Here is a 15,406-nt window from a genome sequence, read left to right as displayed (position 1 = left end):
TCAACCGCCGGACCCGCAACTGACCGATCAACACTGCCGTTCCGGACAAGCCGACATGCTGCAAAAGGTCGATGACAGTGCACCGCTTCTCGCGGTCAACAACATCGAGGTGATCTACAACCACGTGATCCTCGTCCTCAAAGGCGTGTCGCTCAGCGTGCCGAAAGGCGGGATTGTCGCCATTCTCGGCGCCAACGGCGCCGGCAAGACCACCACGCTGAAAGCGATTTCGAACCTGCTTCGGGCTGAACGCGGCGAGGTGACCAAGGGATCGATCAGTTTCGACGGTGCCGAGATCCAGAACTTGTCACCCGCCGAACTCGTGCGGCGCGGTTGCATCCAGGTGATGGAAGGCCGCCACTGTTTCGGCCATCTGACGATCGAGGAAAACCTGATGACCGGCGCCTTCACCCGCACCGACGGGCGCGCCGCAGTCAATCGCGACCTCGACATGGTCTACGAGTATTTCCCGCGCCTGAAAGAGCGCCGCAGGAGCCAGGCGGGCTACACCTCGGGCGGCGAGCAGCAGATGTGTGCGATCGGTCGTGCGCTGATGTCCCGGCCGACGACAATCCTTCTCGACGAGCCTTCCATGGGCCTCGCGCCGCAATTGGTGGAAGAGATCTTCGAGATCGTGCGCGATCTGAACGACAAGGAAGGCGTGACCTTCCTGCTCGCCGAGCAGAACACGAACATCGCGCTTCGCTACGCCACCTATGGATACATCCTTGAATCGGGTCGTGTGGTGATGGACGGCGAAGCGAAAGAGCTGCGCGAGAACGAGGACGTGAAGGAATTCTATCTCGGTATCGGTGGCGAGGGGCGCAAGTCCTTCCGCGATGTCAAGCATTACAAGCGGCGCAAGCGCTGGCTTGCCTGACCTCCAAGAGTACGGACCGACGGGCTGCACGATGAGCGACTATTTCGACGAGTTGGAAACGCGCGATCCGCAAAGGCGGGAAGCGGCGCTGTTCGAACGCCTGCCGGACTTCCTCGCGGGCGCGATCGCGGCGGCGCCGGGCTGGCGCAGGCGCTTGTCGGACGTGGATCCAAGAGAGGTCACCTCGCGTGCGGCGCTCGCGGAACTGCCCGTGCTTCGCAAGCCCGAACTGATGGAGGCGCAGGCAGCAGAGCCTCCATTCGGCGGCCTCGCTGATCCGGCCAGTCTCGACGGCAACCGCATCTTCATGTCGCCGGGTCCCGTCTGGGAGCCGCAACCCTCGGGCTCCGATGCCTGGCAGGGCGCGCGCGCCTTCTTCGCCGCCGGCATACGCAAGGGCGATCTCGTCCACAACGCGCTGTCCTATCACATGACGCCTGGCGGCTTCATCCTGGACGAAGGCGCACGCGCGCTTGGGGCCCGGGTGTTTCCGGGCGGCGTCGGCAATACGGAACAGCAGGTCGAGGCTGCGGCATTCCTGAAACCAGACGCCTATGCGGGAACGCCGGACTATCTGAAGGTGATGCTCGACAAGGCCGCCGAGATGGGCCGTGACCTCTCCTCCATCCGCAAGGCGCTGGTCTCCGGTGGAGCGTTGTTCCCGTCGATGCGTGCAGACTATGCCGAGCGCGGCGTCGCGGTCATGCAGGCCTATGCGACCGCCGACCTTGGCGTGATCGCCTATGAAAGTGCGCTGGCTGGCGAACCGCTACCAGGGATGATCGTCAACGAGACGATGATCGTGGAGATCGTGCGCCCTGGAACGGGCGACCCTGTTCCCGCGGGCGAGGTCGGAGAACTCGTCGTCACCTCTTTCAATCCGGCCTATCCGCTGATCCGCTTCGGAACGGGAGATTTGTCGGCCGTGCTCGACGAGCCGTCGCCGTGCGGACGCACCAACATGCGCATCAAGGGCTGGATGGGGCGTGCCGACCAGCGCACCAAGGTCAAGGGCATGTTCGTGGACCCGAAACAGGTCGATGCGGTGGTCAAATCCGTGCCGGGCGTCGGGCGCGCCCGGTTGGTGGTCGATCGGGTTGGCGACAGCGATGCCATGACGCTGATGATCGCGCCTATGCCGGGTGCGGCGCCCGACCTGCAGGCGCTCAACGCCGCCCTGCATGCGCAGACCAAGCTGAACGGCACGGTTGAGATCGCAGCCGATTTGCCCAATGACGGCAAGGTTATCGACGATCGGCGTGACTATTCGAAATAGCCGGACGCAGAGCGATCAGGCGAATTCGCAGGATACGCTGCCGAAGCCGCCGAAATCGGCCTCGATCTTCGAACCCGGCGGGCATTCGATCGGACGGATGAAGGAGCCCGACAGGATGACCTGACCGGCCTCGATGCGTTGGCCGTATTTGCCCATGCGGTGTGCCAGCCAGACAATACCCGTGACGGGATCGTTCAGAACACCGGCGCCGAGGCCGGTTTCCTCGACCTCGCCGTTGCGCGAGACGATGGCGCCGGTCCAGCGCAAGTCGCCCGTATCGACGGCGTGTCGTTCGACGCCGAGGACGATGCCGGCGTTGGCGGCGTTGTCGGAGATGGTGTCGAAGATCTTGCGCGTCTGACCCGTCGCGGGGTCGGCGCGCAGGATGCGGGTGTCGAGGATTTCAAGCGATGGCGCGACATAATCCGTCGCGGCGATGACGTCTTCGCGGGTCACGTCCTTGCCTGCGAGCGGTGCTTTCATGACGAAGGCGATTTCGGCCTCGATACGTGGCTGGATGAACCGGCCGGCCGGCACGGTCGCGCCGTTTGCAAACATCATGTCGTCCAGCAGCACGCCGCTATCGGGGATGTCGATGTTCAGCGCATATTGCATGGCCTTCGACGTCAGTCCGATCTTCCATCCGATCACCTTGCGGCCGGCGGCGAGCTTGCGGCGGACGAGCGCCGCCTGCACGGCATAGGCGTCGTCCATGGTCATCTGCGGATGGCGGAGCGTGAGCAGGCCGATCTGGCGGCCCGTTTCCTCGGCGGTGAACAGGTCGCCGGCGGCCTTTTCGATTTCGTCCTGGCTCAGTGTCATGTCTCGTCTGCCACCCCGTTCTTCAACGTGCCGATCCCCTCGGCCTCGACCTCGATCTCGTCACCCGGTTTGAGAAATTTCGGCGGGTCGAAGCGGGCGCCGGCGCCCGTGGGTGTTCCCGTGACGATGATGTCGCCGGGAACCAGCGTCGTGAAAGTCGAGATGTAGGCGATCTGGCGGGCGACCGGGAACATCATGCGGCCGGTGCGGTCGTCCTGCCGGATCTCGCCGTTGACGCGGGTCGTCAGGTGCACATCGGTGATCTGCGCATGGTCGCGGAAGGGAACAAGCCACGGCCCCATCGCTCCCGACTGGTCGAAATTCTTGCCCTGGGTGACGTTGAACTTGGCGTGGCGCACCCAGTCGCGCAGCGTGCCCTCGTTGCAGAGCGTCAGCGCGGCGATGTGATCGAGCGCCTCGGCGTCCGGGATGTGACGGCCGCCCTTGCCGATCACCACTGCGATCTCGCCCTCATAGTCGAGCTTGTCGGAGGCTTTCGGCCGGATCAGCGGCTGGCCGTGCCCGGTGAACGAGCGCGGGAAACGAACGAAGAGCGACATGTTGGCGGGCGCTTCCTGCCCGTCCTTGTATTCGGCGTTCCGGTCGGGGAAATTGACACCGACGCAGATGATCTTCTCCGGTGCGGGTATCGGGATGTCGTAGCGAAAGCTGCCGTCCGGATGCGTGACCGACCGGCCCCTGGCCGCCTGGATCAGGGTTTCGAGTTCGCTCGCCTCGACCACCTCCCGCAATGTCGGCCACTGCGGGAAGTCGGGCGAGACGGCGATCATGCCGCCATCGGCGACGACGCCGTAGAAGCTCTCGTCACCTGCAGAAAAACTTGCGATCCGGTCAGGCATGCGGCGTCTCCAGCTGTCGGGCCATTTCGATGATCACGTCGCCGGCCATCTTCACGTCGTCGTCGGTGGCGCTGAAGGCGCCCGCGGTGAAGCGGATGACCATTTCGCCATCGACGCGGGTCTGTGTGAGGTAGATCCGTCCGTCATTGTTGATGGCCGTGATGAGGGCGAGGTTGAGTGCGTCAGGATCGACGCCCTCGCGTTTGTATCGGAACGAGAACAGCGACAGGACCGGGTCGGTGACGATCTCGAAATCGGGCTCGGCACGCAGCTTGTCGGCAAGCGCCTTCGACCACGCGACGTGGTTGCGGATCATCTGGCGCAGCCCGTCCAGACCGTAGGCCCGGATCAGGAACCAGATCTTCAACGCACGGAAGCGGCGGCCGAGCGGGACGGACCATTCCGAATAGTTGATGATGCCCTCGGCGCCATGCGTCTTCAGATACTCCGGCTGGATCGCCAGCGTGCGCACCAGATCGTCGGGGGAGCGGATGAAATGGGCGGAGCAGTCGAATTGCGCGCCGAGCCATTTGTGCGGGTTAAAGACGACGGAATCGGCATCCTCGATGCCTTTCCAGTAATGTCGGAACTCGGGGCAGATCATCGCGGCGCCGGCCCATGCCGCATCGACATGGACATAGAGGCCGTGCCTGTGCGCGACCGGGATGACGGCAGCCAGATCGTCCATCGCGCCGACACCCGTCCCGCCGATGCAGGCGACGAGACCGGCCGGTTGGTAGCCGGCTTTGAGGTCCTCGCGGATGGCGGCGTCGAGCGCGTCCGCATCCATGCCGCGCCCGGGCCCTTTGATGGGGATGCGACGCAGATTGTCTTCGCCGATGCCGGCCACCCAGATGGCGCGGTCGATCGAGGTGTGGACCTCCCGGGAACAATAGACGCGCAGAGGCTTCTGACCGGCGAGGCCAGACTTGTTGCCGTCCCAGTCGAGCGCCTTCTCGCGCATCGTCAGGACCGCGGCGAGCGTCGCGGAGGAGGCAGAATCCTGGATGACGCCGGCAAACCCTTCCGGCAGGCCGATCGACTGGCGCAGCCAGTCGAGCATAACTGTTTCCATTTCGGTGGCCGCCGGCGAGGTCTGCCAGAGCATGCATTGCGGCGCGACCGTAGAGACGAGGTATTCCGCCAGGACCGAGGCCGGGGCTGCATTGGCAGGGAAGTAGGCGAAGAAGCGCGGATGCTGCCAGTGGGTCACACCCGGCATCACGACGCGCTCGAAATCCGCGAAGATCACTTCCATCGGTTCGGCGGCATCGGGCGGCGATACCGGCAGGGCGGCCGCGACCTCGCCGGGTTTCGTCTGCGCGCGCACCGGCCGGTCGCGCAGGCCTTCGTGATAGCGCACGGCCCAGTCGGAGACCTTGCGGCCCCATTCGGCGAATTCGCTCCAGCGCATGGCGGTTCCTACGGTGCGACGATGGGTTGTGCGGCGAGGCTCGGCTCGATGACGTCGGAGCCCTCGAACAGGCTTCCTTCCTCGAACCATGAGCGCGGCGCGGGCGCCCCCCACAGCGTCTGGCGCTGCGGGTCCTTGAGGTCCCACTTGATGGGCTCCAGGTCCGGATCGACGGTCTGGTAGTCTGAACAATAGATCTCGATGCGGTGGCCGTCGGGATCGCGGATATAGAGGAAGAAGGCGTTCGAGATGCCGTGGCGGCCGGGGCCGCGCTCGATATTGGAAACCCAGCCGGTCGTCGCCATCAGGTCGAGCAGGTCGATGATGTTGAGCGGGGTCGGCACCCAGAAGGCGGTGTGATGCAGGCGCGGGCCACGGCCATTTGTGAAGGCCATGTCGTGGACGCCGCCCTTGCGGTGCGTCCAGGCCGCCCACAGCCGGCCGGTCACCTCGTCCTCGGTATATTCGGTGACCCTGAAGCCGATCTCGTTATAGAAGGCGACTGATTCATCGACATTCGGCGTGAAGCAGTTGAAGTGATCGATGCGCAGCGGCTTCACGCCCTTGTAGAGCTTGTATTGCTGGTGGATCGGCGGAAGGCGGTCCATGCGGGAATAGAATTCCAGCGGAATGCCGTGCGGATCACGGGTGCGGAAGGTGCGCGACTGGTAGGGCCGTTCGACCCACTCGACCGGCAGGTCCTTGCTCTTGAAGAAATGCACGGCTTTCTCGAGGTCCTCCTCGTCGAAGACCTTGAAACCGAGATCGCGGGCGACCGCCTGCTCCTCCTTGCGGAGCACGATGCAATGGTGGCCGCGTTCCTCCATGGCACGCAGATAGATGGTGTCCGCCGTTTCGTCGGTCACCTGCAGGCCGAGCGTATCGACATAGAAGGCGCGGCTCTTGGCGAGATCCGTCACCGCCAGCTCGACGTGTGACAGGCGCACGATGTTGAAGGGAGGATAGAGGACCGGTGCTGGGATCGGCATGGGAGTTTCTCTTCGATTGCTTTGGGTGTGCCGTCAGGAGACGGGGAATATGACGTTGACCTGGCCGGTGCCGGAGCTCGGGAAATATTCGGTCACGATCTCGCACTGGCCGGTATAGGCGTCCCAGCCGAGGGCGCCATACAGCATGGCGGTGTCGTGCATCGAGCCTTCGCCGGAGCAGTGATGTGCATAGTCGCCCAGGATCTTCAGGAACGTGGCGTGGTCGCCGCGCTTCCACATCTCCAGCACCATGAGATCGACCTGCCGGTTGAATTCAGAGGAGATGGTGAAGGTGCCGTTGTTGGGCGCGTAGTCCTTGTTCGACCAAATCTCGTGGGAGAGCGAGCCCGAGGCGAGCAGCAACACCCTGGAATCCGACGCTTCGACCGCGGCACGAATGGCTTCGCCGACGACGCGGCTCTCGTCGTGGTCGTGCACGGTGCAGAAGGCCGCGACCGAGACGACCTTCATGTCGTGTTCGCGGCTCATGAAATGCATCGGCACGAGCGTGCCGTATTCGAGATCAAGCGAATCGAGGTGATGGGCGAGCGTGTAGACGCCGAGCTCGGTCGCCTTCTCGGCAATGGCGTCGCCGAGTTCGGGGTTGCCGCGGTGGTCATAGGGCATGTCGCGGATGAACTGCGGAAACTCGCTGGAGGTCAGCAGCCCCTCGTAACGGTCGTTGGCGTTGACGTGGAAGCCCGCATTGATCAGCCAGTGGGTGTCGCAGATCACCACGGTATCGACGCCGAGCGCCTTGGCGCGGCGCGCGATCTCCAGATGGCCGTCGATGGCCGGCTGGCGCGTGCCCTTGAGGGGCCCTTCCTGCTCCGACATCTGAAGCGTCGGCACATGCGTGACCTTGGCGGCCAGTACGATCTCACCCATGTTCACTCCTCCCCGTCATGACGGCACGTCGCGGCTTGCAGGTCACGTGCCCAGTTGCGGGATGTGATGCTGGCCGGTGGCGAAGCCGATGTGCTTCTGTTCCATGTAGAACTCGAACGACCAGTCGCCGCCATCGCGACCGATGCCGCTCGCCTTCACGCCGCCGAACGGGGTCGGCAGGTGGCGGACGTTCTCCGAATTCACCCAGATCATGCCGGCTTCCAGCTTGTTGGTGAAGCGCAGCGCGCGGGTGAGGTCGTTGGTCCAGACATAGCCCGTCAGGCCGTATTCGACGCCGTTGGCGATCTCAAGGGCTTCTTCTTCGTCCTTGAAGGTGATCGCGGTGAGCACCGGGCCGAAGATCTCCTCCTGAGCGATCCGCATGCCGGGCCTGGCGCCGGTGAAGAGGGTCGGCTTGACGAACCAGCCCGTGTCGCCCGCCCGTTCGCCACCGGCGGCAATCGTCGCGCCGTCGGACTTCGCCACGTCGAAATAGGAGGTCACCTTGTCGAAATGGGTCTTGTGGATCAGCGGACCCATTTCGGTCGACGGATCGAGCGGATGTCCGACCTTGATCTGGTTGACGCGCTCGACGAGGCGGGCCTGGAATTCGTCTGCGATCGACTCCTGGACGAGAAGCCGCGAGGACGAGGTGCAGCGCTCGCCGTTCAGCGAGTAGATCATGAAGATCGCGGCATCCAGCGCGCGGTCGAGATCGGCATCCTCGAAGACGATGACGGGGTTCTTGCCGCCGAGTTCGAAATGGACGCGCTTCAGCGTATCCGCGCCCTGTTTCATGATCATCGAGCCGGTGCGGCTTTCTCCCACGAAGGCGATCGCCTTGATGTCGGGATGCTCGGTCAGCGCCTTGCCGGCCTGTTCGCCGAAGCCGTTGACGAGGTTCCACACGCCGGCGGGCAGCCCGGCTTCTTCCGCGATCTCCATGAGGATGCGCGCGGTGACCGGCGAGAATTCGGCCGGCTTGTGGACGACCGTGCATCCCGCGGCGAGCGCGGGCGCGATCTTCCATGTCGACAGCATGAAGGGCGTGTTCCACGGCGTGATGACGCCGACCGGGCCGATCGGCACGCGGGTGGTGACGTTCATCAAGGTCGGGGAGGGCAGGACGTGTCCGTCACGGGCCGAAGGCGCGCGATCGGCGAAGAAGCGGAAGTTCTCCGCGCCGCGCAAGGCTGCCTTGGACATGAAGCGGTGCGCCTGGCCGGTGTCCCAGCACTCCGCGAGCGCGATCTCGTCGGCGCGCGCCACGATGCGGTCGGCGATGCGGTGCAAGATCTTCTTGCGGTTGCCGGCGTCGAGGTCCCGCCAGGCCGGGAAGGCGTCCTTTGCCGCCTTCGCCGCCGCGTCAATGTCTGCGGCGTCGCCGCGCGCGACGGAGCAGATGAAGCTTTCGTCGACCGGCGAGTGGTTGTCGAAGGATTCGCCCGAGATTGCGGGCCGCGCTTCGCCGGCGATCTGATTGAGGACGCCGTCCTGTTTGAAGCGGGCGATGTAGGTCTCGAGCTTTTCGAGGTTTTGCTGGAGTGTGGACAAGGTCAGCCGTCCTTCAAGTGGTCTCTGATCGTATTCAGTTTGGGGCTCAGGGCCGGATCGATGTCGCGCATCTCCATCGACAGCGCCACCGGATGTGTTGCGATGACGGGTGCGAGGAAGTCGCGCGCCGCGGCGAAGAGCCTTTCCGTCGCCGCCTTCTTCGCCTCGAAGCTTCGGCCGCCGCGCAGCCTGACCGAGATATCGAGGTAGCCATGGCGCGGATCGCCGTCGGCAATTGCGACATGGTCGGCCCTGAACGCGCGAACGCGAATCCCGGCCACGGGAAACACGCCTGTCGCGATGCCGGTTGTGCGCAGAACCTCGCAGAGGCCCGGCATGTCCACCAGGTCTTCGAGATTGGCGGAATAGTCGATTGCGATATGCGGCAACGGCGCCTCCCTCGCCTGAAACTTGTTAACGTGTTAACTTGTTTCCAACGGCGTGTCAACATGGATCTGCGGCTTCGCATGCTTGCACAATCCGTTCGCGAAAGGCAGAGAAGCGTCATGGACAAGCCACGAGCCGCTACCTTGCCCGCCGCCGGCCTTACCACGGCCCGCTCATTGCCGATTGCTCTCTTGAGGGCTCGCGAGACGGTGATGGGACCCATTCGCGCCATGCTGGTCGATGCCGGCGTCACCGAACAGCAATGGCGGGTGCTGCGCGTGCTCGACGAGAACGGCGCGATGGACCCGACCGAGATCGCAGAGCGCTCCTGCCTGCTGCTGCCGAGCCTGACGCGCATGATGCACACGCTCGTCGAGAAGGGCTATCTCAACCGGATGCCGCATCCGACCGACGGCCGGCGCCTGCAGATATCGATCACGCCGGAGGGGCGCCGCTTCATTGCCGCTAACATGGATGAGAGCGAGAGGATCATGGCGCGGCTGCAGGATCACCTCGGCAAGGAGAAGCTCGAAACGCTTCTCGATCTGCTCAACGAACTCGACGGCCTGCGGCTGTAGCCGGGCGCATTCCGCTTTCAGGCGGGAGGCTGTATATACGCAGCGGCATGCAAAATATTCGGAGTTCGTGAATGGCGGGCCAGACCGACATGGTGATCGAGGCGATCCTGTCCGCCATCGACCGGGGCGAGATCGGGCCGGGCGAGGCCGTCGACGAGCAGGCGCTGATCGCGAAACACGGCGTGTCACGGACCCCGGTTCGCGAGGCGCTGATCCGGCTGGAGGCGACGGGTCTCGTGCAGCGGCACGCCCGCAAGGGGGCGCTTCTGTTCAAGCCGACGCTGGAGGAGTTCCTCGGCATCATCGAGGTGCATGCGCGGCTTGAGGCGCAGGCCGCGGGGCTGGCGGCCCGGCGCCTGACGCCGGACCTTGCGCGAGAACTGGAGGAGATCGTCGAGGCCTGCGAGGCGCATGCGGTCGAATTCGGCAGCAGCCGGCCGGCGGAGTATTACCAGCTCAATCTGCGCTTTCACGAGGTGATCGCGCTTGCGTCGGGCAATCCGGTCCTGATCGAGCTCATCAAGACCAACGCCCGCAAGCTGATGGCCTATTACCGGGCGCGATACCGCTATCCCGGTTCGGTCGAGGGTTCGGCGAAGGAGCACCGCGCCATCGCGACGCTGATCGCCGAGCACCGGCGCGAGGAGGCCGAGGAGGCGATGGAGGCGCATTTCAACTATGACCGCGGCACGGTCATGGATTTGCTTGCTGCGGTGAACTGACAGCGTTTTCGAAGAACCGCGCGATCGTTTCGGCGAAGTCCGCGTAATCGGCCTTGGCAGCCAGGGAAGCGCGTGCGGTCGCGACAACGTGCGGGTCCAGTTTTCCGGCATATTCCTCGACCAGCGCCGCGATGAAATCCGGCGTCATTTCCGGATGGTTCTGGGTCGTGAACACATGGTCGCCGATGGCAAAGCCGCCGACCGGGCAGGGCGCGGAGCCGATCAGGACGCGGGCGCCGTCCGGCGGCGTGGTGACCTGCTCGATATGCGCGCCATATTGGGCGAGGCTGTCGCCAAGCGGCGCCATCCAGGACGCGCGATCGACGACATCCGCCTTCGTCAGGCCGAACACCCAGCCATCCGGATTGTTTCCCACTTCGCCGCCGAGTGCCAGCGCGATGGCCTGATGGCCGAAACAGGCGCCGAAGAGCGGGATCTTGCGGTTCACGATCTCGCGGATCGTCTCCATCAGCCGATCGATCCACTGGGCCCCGTCATGGACCGAGGCGGGGCTGCCGGTGACGATGTAGCCGTCAAAGGCGGAGAGATCGTCGGGGAAGACGTCGTCCTTCACGGACAAGGCGGTGCAGGCCCAGTCCGGGCGCGCGCTCCGGATCAGGGCGGTGAATTTCTCGCCGTCTTTCGGATGACGCTGCGCGAAGGCGCTTTCATCCGTGTTCGTCATCAGGATCGCCAGATGCATGACCCGCCCGCAGAAACATGTTTACATATTTATGATGGCGCATAATATACATAAAACGGCGATTGGAAAGGATGCATCGTGACAGTCTGGACCTCAACCGATGACGGCCGCGCGGATCTTTCCAGCCACGACGCCTTTACCGCCGGCCCGCCGCACAACACATTCGCGCGCATGCGCCGCGACGATCCGCTGAGCTGGACGGAATGGGATGGCGGCGAGGGCTTCTGGTCGGTGACCCGCCATGCCGACATTCTCGCCATGAACGGCAATGCCAAGGTGTTCTCCTCGGCGCGTGGCATCCGCATGGAGGATCAGTCCTACGAGGAATATCTGGCGCGCCGGACCTTCCAGGAAACCGACGCCCCGGAACACATGAAAACGCGCATCAAGGTCGCAAAGGCGTTTTCCAAGACGGTGATCGCGGGCTTCGAGGAGGACATCCGCGCACTGTGCGACGAGATCCTCGATCAGGCTCTGCCTCTGGGAACGTTCGACGCGACGAAGGAAATCGCGCGACAACTGCCGATGCGCATGCTTGGCCGCATCATCGGCACGCCGGACGAGGACCTGCCGTGGCTGGTGGAGAAGGGCGATGCCCTGATCGCCAACACCGATCCGGATTTCACCGACCACGTTCTCGACAAGATGGACACGGACGAGTTCCGGATGATGCCGTTCAATTCGCCCGCCGGGGCGGAACTCTATGAATATGCCAACGACCTGATGGCGAAGAAGGCGGCGGCCGGGGACACGGAGGGCGTGCTGCATTTGATCCTGCAGCCCGGCCGCGACGGCGAGACGATATCGGAGACCGAGTTCCGCAACTTCTTCTGTCTGCTGGTCGCGGCCGGCAACGACACGACGCGCTATTCCATCGCCGCCGGCATCCAGGCGATGTGCCACCAGCCGGAACTGCTCGGCCAGATGCGGTCCGACGAGGCGGTCTGGGAGACCGCTCCGGACGAGATCATCCGCTGGGCGACGCCGGCGCTCTATTTTCGCCGCACCGCGACCGAGGATTTCGAGATGCACGGCAAGACGATCCGCGAGGGCGACAAGGTGCTGTTGTGGTTCGCGTCTGGCAATCGCGACGATGCCGCCTTCGACGATCCGTTCCGGGTGAACCTGCATCGTACGCCCAACCGGCACATGTCGTTCGGGCAAGGCGGACCGCATGTGTGTCTCGGCATGTGGCTGGCGCGGCTTGAGGTGAGGGTGCTGTTCCAGGAGCTCGCCCGGCGGATCAAGTCGATCGAACCGGCGGGGCCGCATAAATTCCTCCGTTCCAATTTCGTCGGTGGTATCAAGAGCCTGCCCGTCACCGTGGAAATGGCCTGAGGACACATCCCATGAGAACCAGACTGCGCGCCGTCTTTTGCGATCATCTGAGCATTGTCCGCGGGAAGTATCTGCCCGGATCGAAGATCGGCGATGCCGGCACGCGGTTCTGCCGTTCGACGTTCGGCGTGCATTACGATCGCGACCTGCTCTTGCAGGCGCCGGGAGCGATGGTGCTCCAAGGGATGCCGGACATGGAGCTGAAATGGCGCCATGACGACATTCGAGACAGCTGGGACGCCGACACAAAGATCGTCATCGGCGATCTCTACGACGATGCCGGCGAGCCGCTGGAGCTGTGCCCGCGCGGGGCGCTGAAGCGCGCGGTCGCGGACTGGCAGAAGCACGGCCTGCGCCCGAAGGTCGGCATCGAGCTCGAAGCCTATGCCCTCGTCGCCGACGAGAACGGCCGGCTGATGCCCTATGACAGTCCCGGCGGGGTCGTCTACGGTACCGGTCCCTATGCCGATCCGCTGCGCTTCAACGATCGCATCTGGGAGGTCGCGGACGAACTCGGCTTCTCCATCGAGATGATCACGGCAGAGTACGACTCGCCGCAGTTCGAATACACGCTGACCTTTGACGATGCGGTCAAGGCGGTGGACGACATCGTGCTGTTCCGGCTGATGGCGCGAGAGATCGCACTGGAATACGGCATCATCCTCTCCTTCATGCCCAAGCCGATCGCTGAATGCGGCGGGTCGGGCATGCATATCAATTTCTCCTTCGTCGACGAGATCGGCGGCAACGCGCTGTCGACCGGCGAGAAGGGCGGGCCGGATCACATGAACGATCTGGCGCGCGGCTGCGTCGCGGGGCTGATGCAGCACCACAAGGGGCTGGCCGGACTGATCGCGCCGACTGCGAATTCCTATCAGCGGCTGCAGCCGGGATCGCTCTCGGGCTACTGGCGCAATTGGGGCGGGGACCATCGCAACGTGACGATGCGCGTTTCCGCCGAGGGCGGGGCGAAGGCACGGCTGGAGCACCGGACGGCCGATGCGTCCGCCAATCCCTACACGGCGGTCGCCGCGGTACTGCAGGCGGCGCGGCTCGGGCTCGAAAACGGCTATGCGCTGCCGCCGATGGAGACGGGCGACGGTTTCGACAATACCGATGCCAAGGAAGGCACCGCGATCGACCTGAAGGGCGCGGTGTCGGACCTCAAGGCCGACACGGTACTGGGCGAGGCGGTCGGGGCTGGCCTCGTCGCCAATCACGTTTTCATGAAGGAAAAGGAAGTCAAGAAAACGCGCGATCTCGAAGGCGACGCGCTGCGCGACTTCTACGTCTATTTCGTATGAGGCAGGACCGATGAAGGTAATCTGGAAGCTCGCCGACGGCCGCGAAATCTCCGGCGAGGTCGCGAACGGCCTGAACATGATGGAAGCCGCCGTCGCCAACGACGTGCCGCATGTGGTCGGCGAGTGCGGCGGCAATCTTTCCTGCGCCACATGCCATGTCTATGTCGACGAGGCCTGGCGCGAGAAGACCGGCGAGGCCGGCGACTACGAGGACGCGATGCTCGATGTCGCAGAGGCCGAGCGCCGGCCGGAAAGCCGGCTGTCCTGCCAGATCACCGCTTCGCCGGAGCTCGACGGGCTGGTGCTGATCGTCCCCGAACCGTAAGTCTTAGGTTACGCATCGGACAGGCCGGCATCCAGCGCGTCGACGATCTGCTGAACGTCGTCCGCGGTGATGATCAGCGGCGGCGACAGGATGATGTTCGGGCCGGAGACGCGGATCATGACGCCGGCCTCGTAGGTCGCCTCGAAAATTCGGCCGATCGTCTGCTTGTCGATCGGCGTCTTGGCGTCGCGATCCGACACCAGCTCGAGCGCGCACATGAGGCCGTGGCCGCCGCGCACGTCGCCGATGATGTCGTGCTTCCCGGCCAGCCCGTTCAGACCGGCGAACAGTTCAGCGCCGCGCTCGCCGGCATTGGCGGCGACGTTCAGGCGCTCGGTCTCCCTCAGGCAGGCGATGGCCGCCGCCGCGCCGACCGGATGGCCGGAATAGGTGTAGCCGTGGCCAATGGCGGCGCGCCCCGACGTGTCGCTTTCGAAGGCTTCGGCGATGGTCTCGTTCAGCATGACGGCGCCGAAGGGGAAGTAGCCGTTGGTGATGGCCTTTGCGGTCGACATCATGTCGGGTTTGACGCCCCAGTGGCGGGAGCCGGACCAGCTGCCGGTGCGGCCGAAGGCGGTGATCACCTCGTCGGCGATCAGCAGGATGCCGTTCCTGTCGCAGATGTCGCGCACCATCGGCATAAAGCTTTCATGCGGCGGGATCACGCCGCCGGCGCCGAGCACCGGCTCCATGATCAGGGCCGCGATGGTGCCGGCGCCCTGGAACGCGATCTCGTCCTGCAGCGCCTGCGCGCAGAGCTGCGCCAGCTTGGCGGGGTCGGTCTCGTTGAACGGGTTGCGATAGGTGTAGGGCGCGGGGACGTGGTAGCAGCCGGGCAGGAGCGGCTCGTACTGGGTGCGGAAATTGGCGTTGCCGTTGACGCTCGCTCCGCCGAAATGGGTGCCGTGATAGCCCTTCTTCAGGCTCAGATATTTCACCCGGCCCGGTTCGCCGCGCACCTTGTGGTACTGGCGCGCGAGGCGAAGGGCCGTCTCGACGCTGTCGGAGCCGCCGGAGGTGAAGAAGGCGCGGGCCATGCCTTCCGGCGCGAAGAAATTGCGCAGCATGAAGCTGAGCTCGATGATCGCGTCGTTGGTGGTGCCGCGGAAGGTGGAATAATAGGGCAGCGCGTTGAGCTGGTCGGCGATGGCCCGCTTCACCGGATCGCAGGAAAAGCCCAGATTGACGTTCCAGAGGCCGCCGACGGCGTCGAGGGTCTCGCGCCCGTCGACGTCACGGATGCGGGCGCCCGCGCCGCCGGTGATGATCTTCGGCGGATTGGCAAGGCTGTCGGCCGGATGCGCCATCGGGTGCCACATGTGGCGGGCGTTGTTTTCCTTGAGAAAATTGGAATCCTTCATGGCAT

General features: G+C 64.5%; 16 protein-coding genes. 7 read left to right on the top strand and 9 right to left on the bottom strand.

The genetic code is table 11. The features are described 5' to 3' along the window. The first annotated feature begins 55 nt into the window (after nt 1-55). Both MRY80_RS07215 and MRY80_RS07210 read left to right on the top strand, forming a co-directional pair. Nucleotides 56-880, top strand: a complete 825-nt coding sequence (locus MRY80_RS07215) for an ABC transporter ATP-binding protein (protein ID WP_293289453.1) — start codon at nt 56-58, stop codon at nt 878-880. A gap of 31 nt (nt 881-911) precedes the next feature. Beyond that, nucleotides 912-2,156, top strand: a complete 1,245-nt coding sequence (locus MRY80_RS07210) for an AMP-binding protein (RefSeq protein ID WP_293289649.1) — start codon at nt 912-914, stop codon at nt 2,154-2,156. A 15-nt stretch (nt 2,157-2,171) separates the two neighbouring features. On the opposite strand, the gene hpaH is transcribed toward MRY80_RS07210, so the two are convergent. From hpaH to MRY80_RS07175, 7 genes are read right to left on the bottom strand one after another with little or no spacing between them, the layout of a single operon-like run. Then, a complete protein-coding gene (hpaH, locus tag MRY80_RS07205; protein WP_293289451.1) occupies nt 2,172-2,978 on the bottom strand; it encodes a 2-oxo-hept-4-ene-1,7-dioate hydratase in 807 nt (268 codons plus the stop codon). Further along, a complete protein-coding gene (locus MRY80_RS07200) occupies nt 2,975-3,838 on the bottom strand; it encodes a fumarylacetoacetate hydrolase family protein (protein ID WP_293289449.1) in 864 nt (287 codons plus the stop codon). Before MRY80_RS07200 ends, hpaH begins: the two co-directional genes overlap by 4 nt. Next, nucleotides 3,831-5,252 (bottom strand): pyridoxal-dependent decarboxylase, encoded by a 1,422-nt coding sequence (locus MRY80_RS07195; RefSeq protein ID WP_293289447.1) that lies wholly within the window; start codon nt 5,250-5,252, stop codon nt 3,831-3,833. Before MRY80_RS07195 ends, MRY80_RS07200 begins: the two co-directional genes overlap by 8 nt. A gap of 8 nt (nt 5,253-5,260) precedes the next feature. Next, a complete protein-coding gene (hpaD, locus tag MRY80_RS07190; protein WP_293289445.1) occupies nt 5,261-6,241 on the bottom strand; it encodes a 3,4-dihydroxyphenylacetate 2,3-dioxygenase in 981 nt (326 codons plus the stop codon). A gap of 33 nt (nt 6,242-6,274) precedes the next feature. Next, nucleotides 6,275-7,129 carry a 3,4-dihydroxyphenylacetate 2,3-dioxygenase gene (gene hpaD, locus MRY80_RS07185; RefSeq protein ID WP_293289444.1) on the bottom strand — a complete coding sequence of 285 codons (855 nt, stop codon included), beginning with the start codon at nt 7,127-7,129 and terminating at the stop codon, nt 6,275-6,277. A 42-nt stretch (nt 7,130-7,171) separates the two neighbouring features. Next, the gene (gene hpaE / locus MRY80_RS07180) at nt 7,172-8,683 is read right to left on the bottom strand and encodes a 5-carboxymethyl-2-hydroxymuconate semialdehyde dehydrogenase (protein WP_293289442.1); all 1,512 of its coding nucleotides are present in this window, start codon (nt 8,681-8,683) and stop codon (nt 7,172-7,174) included. Between the two features lie 2 nt (nt 8,684-8,685). Then, a complete protein-coding gene (locus tag MRY80_RS07175) occupies nt 8,686-9,072 on the bottom strand; it encodes a 5-carboxymethyl-2-hydroxymuconate Delta-isomerase (protein ID WP_293289440.1) in 387 nt (128 codons plus the stop codon). A gap of 117 nt (nt 9,073-9,189) precedes the next feature. Between MRY80_RS07175 and hpaR the strand changes: the two genes are divergently transcribed. Further along, on the top strand, nt 9,190-9,648 hold the full coding sequence (gene hpaR / locus MRY80_RS07170; RefSeq protein ID WP_293289438.1) for a homoprotocatechuate degradation operon regulator HpaR: 459 nt from the start codon (nt 9,190-9,192) through the stop codon (nt 9,646-9,648). A gap of 71 nt (nt 9,649-9,719) precedes the next feature. Beyond that, entirely contained in the window at nt 9,720-10,370 is a 651-nt protein-coding gene (locus tag MRY80_RS07165; protein WP_293289437.1) for a GntR family transcriptional regulator, read from the top strand. Here MRY80_RS07165 and MRY80_RS07160 read toward each other — a convergent pair. Continuing rightward, on the bottom strand, nt 10,342-11,055 hold the full coding sequence (locus MRY80_RS07160; protein WP_293289435.1) for a type 1 glutamine amidotransferase: 714 nt from the start codon (nt 11,053-11,055) through the stop codon (nt 10,342-10,344). The genes MRY80_RS07165 and MRY80_RS07160 overlap by 29 nt on opposite strands. Before the next feature lie 96 nt (nt 11,056-11,151). Between MRY80_RS07160 and MRY80_RS07155 the strand changes: the two genes are divergently transcribed. Genes MRY80_RS07155 through MRY80_RS07145 form a run of 3 tightly spaced genes read left to right on the top strand, consistent with a single transcriptional unit; the run spans nt 11,152 to nt 14,040 of the window. Next, nucleotides 11,152-12,411 (top strand): cytochrome P450, encoded by a 1,260-nt coding sequence (locus MRY80_RS07155; RefSeq protein ID WP_293289433.1) that lies wholly within the window; start codon nt 11,152-11,154, stop codon nt 12,409-12,411. An 11-nt stretch (nt 12,412-12,422) separates the two neighbouring features. Beyond that, entirely contained in the window at nt 12,423-13,715 is a 1,293-nt protein-coding gene (locus MRY80_RS07150) for a glutamine synthetase family protein (protein WP_293289431.1), read from the top strand. Nucleotides 13,716-13,725: 10 nt separating this feature from the next. Beyond that, nucleotides 13,726-14,040 (top strand): 2Fe-2S iron-sulfur cluster-binding protein, encoded by a 315-nt coding sequence (locus MRY80_RS07145; RefSeq protein ID WP_293289430.1) that lies wholly within the window; start codon nt 13,726-13,728, stop codon nt 14,038-14,040. 8 nt (nt 14,041-14,048) lie between these two features. Here MRY80_RS07145 and MRY80_RS07140 read toward each other — a convergent pair whose 3' ends face one another. Beyond that, complete coding sequence (locus MRY80_RS07140; RefSeq protein WP_293289428.1) at nt 14,049-15,401, bottom strand: aspartate aminotransferase family protein; 1,353 nt, start codon at nt 15,399-15,401, stop codon at nt 14,049-14,051. Between the last annotated feature and the right edge of the window lie 5 nt (nt 15,402-15,406).

The sequence above is a fragment of the Oricola sp. genome (assembly GCF_022763245.1).
Taxonomy (GTDB): Bacteria; Pseudomonadota; Alphaproteobacteria; order Rhizobiales; family Rhizobiaceae; genus Oricola.
Note: the sequence above shows the minus strand (reverse complement) of the source record. Positions and strands in the feature narration are given on the sequence as shown.

Excerpts from the sequence above, each read along its gene's own strand:
- MRY80_RS07200 (WP_293289449.1), bottom strand. The coding sequence starts at position 3,838 with ATGCCTGACCGGATCGCAAGTTTTTCTGCAGGTGACGAGAGCTTCTAC.
- MRY80_RS07145 (WP_293289430.1), top strand. The coding sequence starts at position 13,726 with ATGAAGGTAATCTGGAAGCTCGCCGACGGCCGCGAAATCTCCGGCGAG.
- hpaD (WP_293289445.1), bottom strand. The coding sequence starts at position 6,241 with ATGCCGATCCCAGCACCGGTCCTCTATCCTCCCTTCAACATCGTGCGC.
- MRY80_RS07215 (WP_293289453.1), top strand. The coding sequence starts at position 56 with ATGCTGCAAAAGGTCGATGACAGTGCACCGCTTCTCGCGGTCAACAAC.
- MRY80_RS07150 (WP_293289431.1), top strand. The coding sequence starts at position 12,423 with ATGAGAACCAGACTGCGCGCCGTCTTTTGCGATCATCTGAGCATTGTC.
- hpaD (WP_293289444.1), bottom strand. The coding sequence starts at position 7,129 with ATGGGTGAGATCGTACTGGCCGCCAAGGTCACGCATGTGCCGACGCTT.
- MRY80_RS07140 (WP_293289428.1), bottom strand. The coding sequence starts at position 15,401 with ATGAAGGATTCCAATTTTCTCAAGGAAAACAACGCCCGCCACATGTGG.
- MRY80_RS07165 (WP_293289437.1), top strand. The coding sequence starts at position 9,720 with ATGGCGGGCCAGACCGACATGGTGATCGAGGCGATCCTGTCCGCCATC.
- hpaH (WP_293289451.1), bottom strand. The coding sequence starts at position 2,978 with ATGACACTGAGCCAGGACGAAATCGAAAAGGCCGCCGGCGACCTGTTC.
- hpaR (WP_293289438.1), top strand. The coding sequence starts at position 9,190 with ATGGACAAGCCACGAGCCGCTACCTTGCCCGCCGCCGGCCTTACCACG.
- MRY80_RS07160 (WP_293289435.1), bottom strand. The coding sequence starts at position 11,055 with ATGACGAACACGGATGAAAGCGCCTTCGCGCAGCGTCATCCGAAAGAC.
- MRY80_RS07210 (WP_293289649.1), top strand. The coding sequence starts at position 912 with ATGAGCGACTATTTCGACGAGTTGGAAACGCGCGATCCGCAAAGGCGG.
- MRY80_RS07195 (WP_293289447.1), bottom strand. The coding sequence starts at position 5,252 with ATGCGCTGGAGCGAATTCGCCGAATGGGGCCGCAAGGTCTCCGACTGG.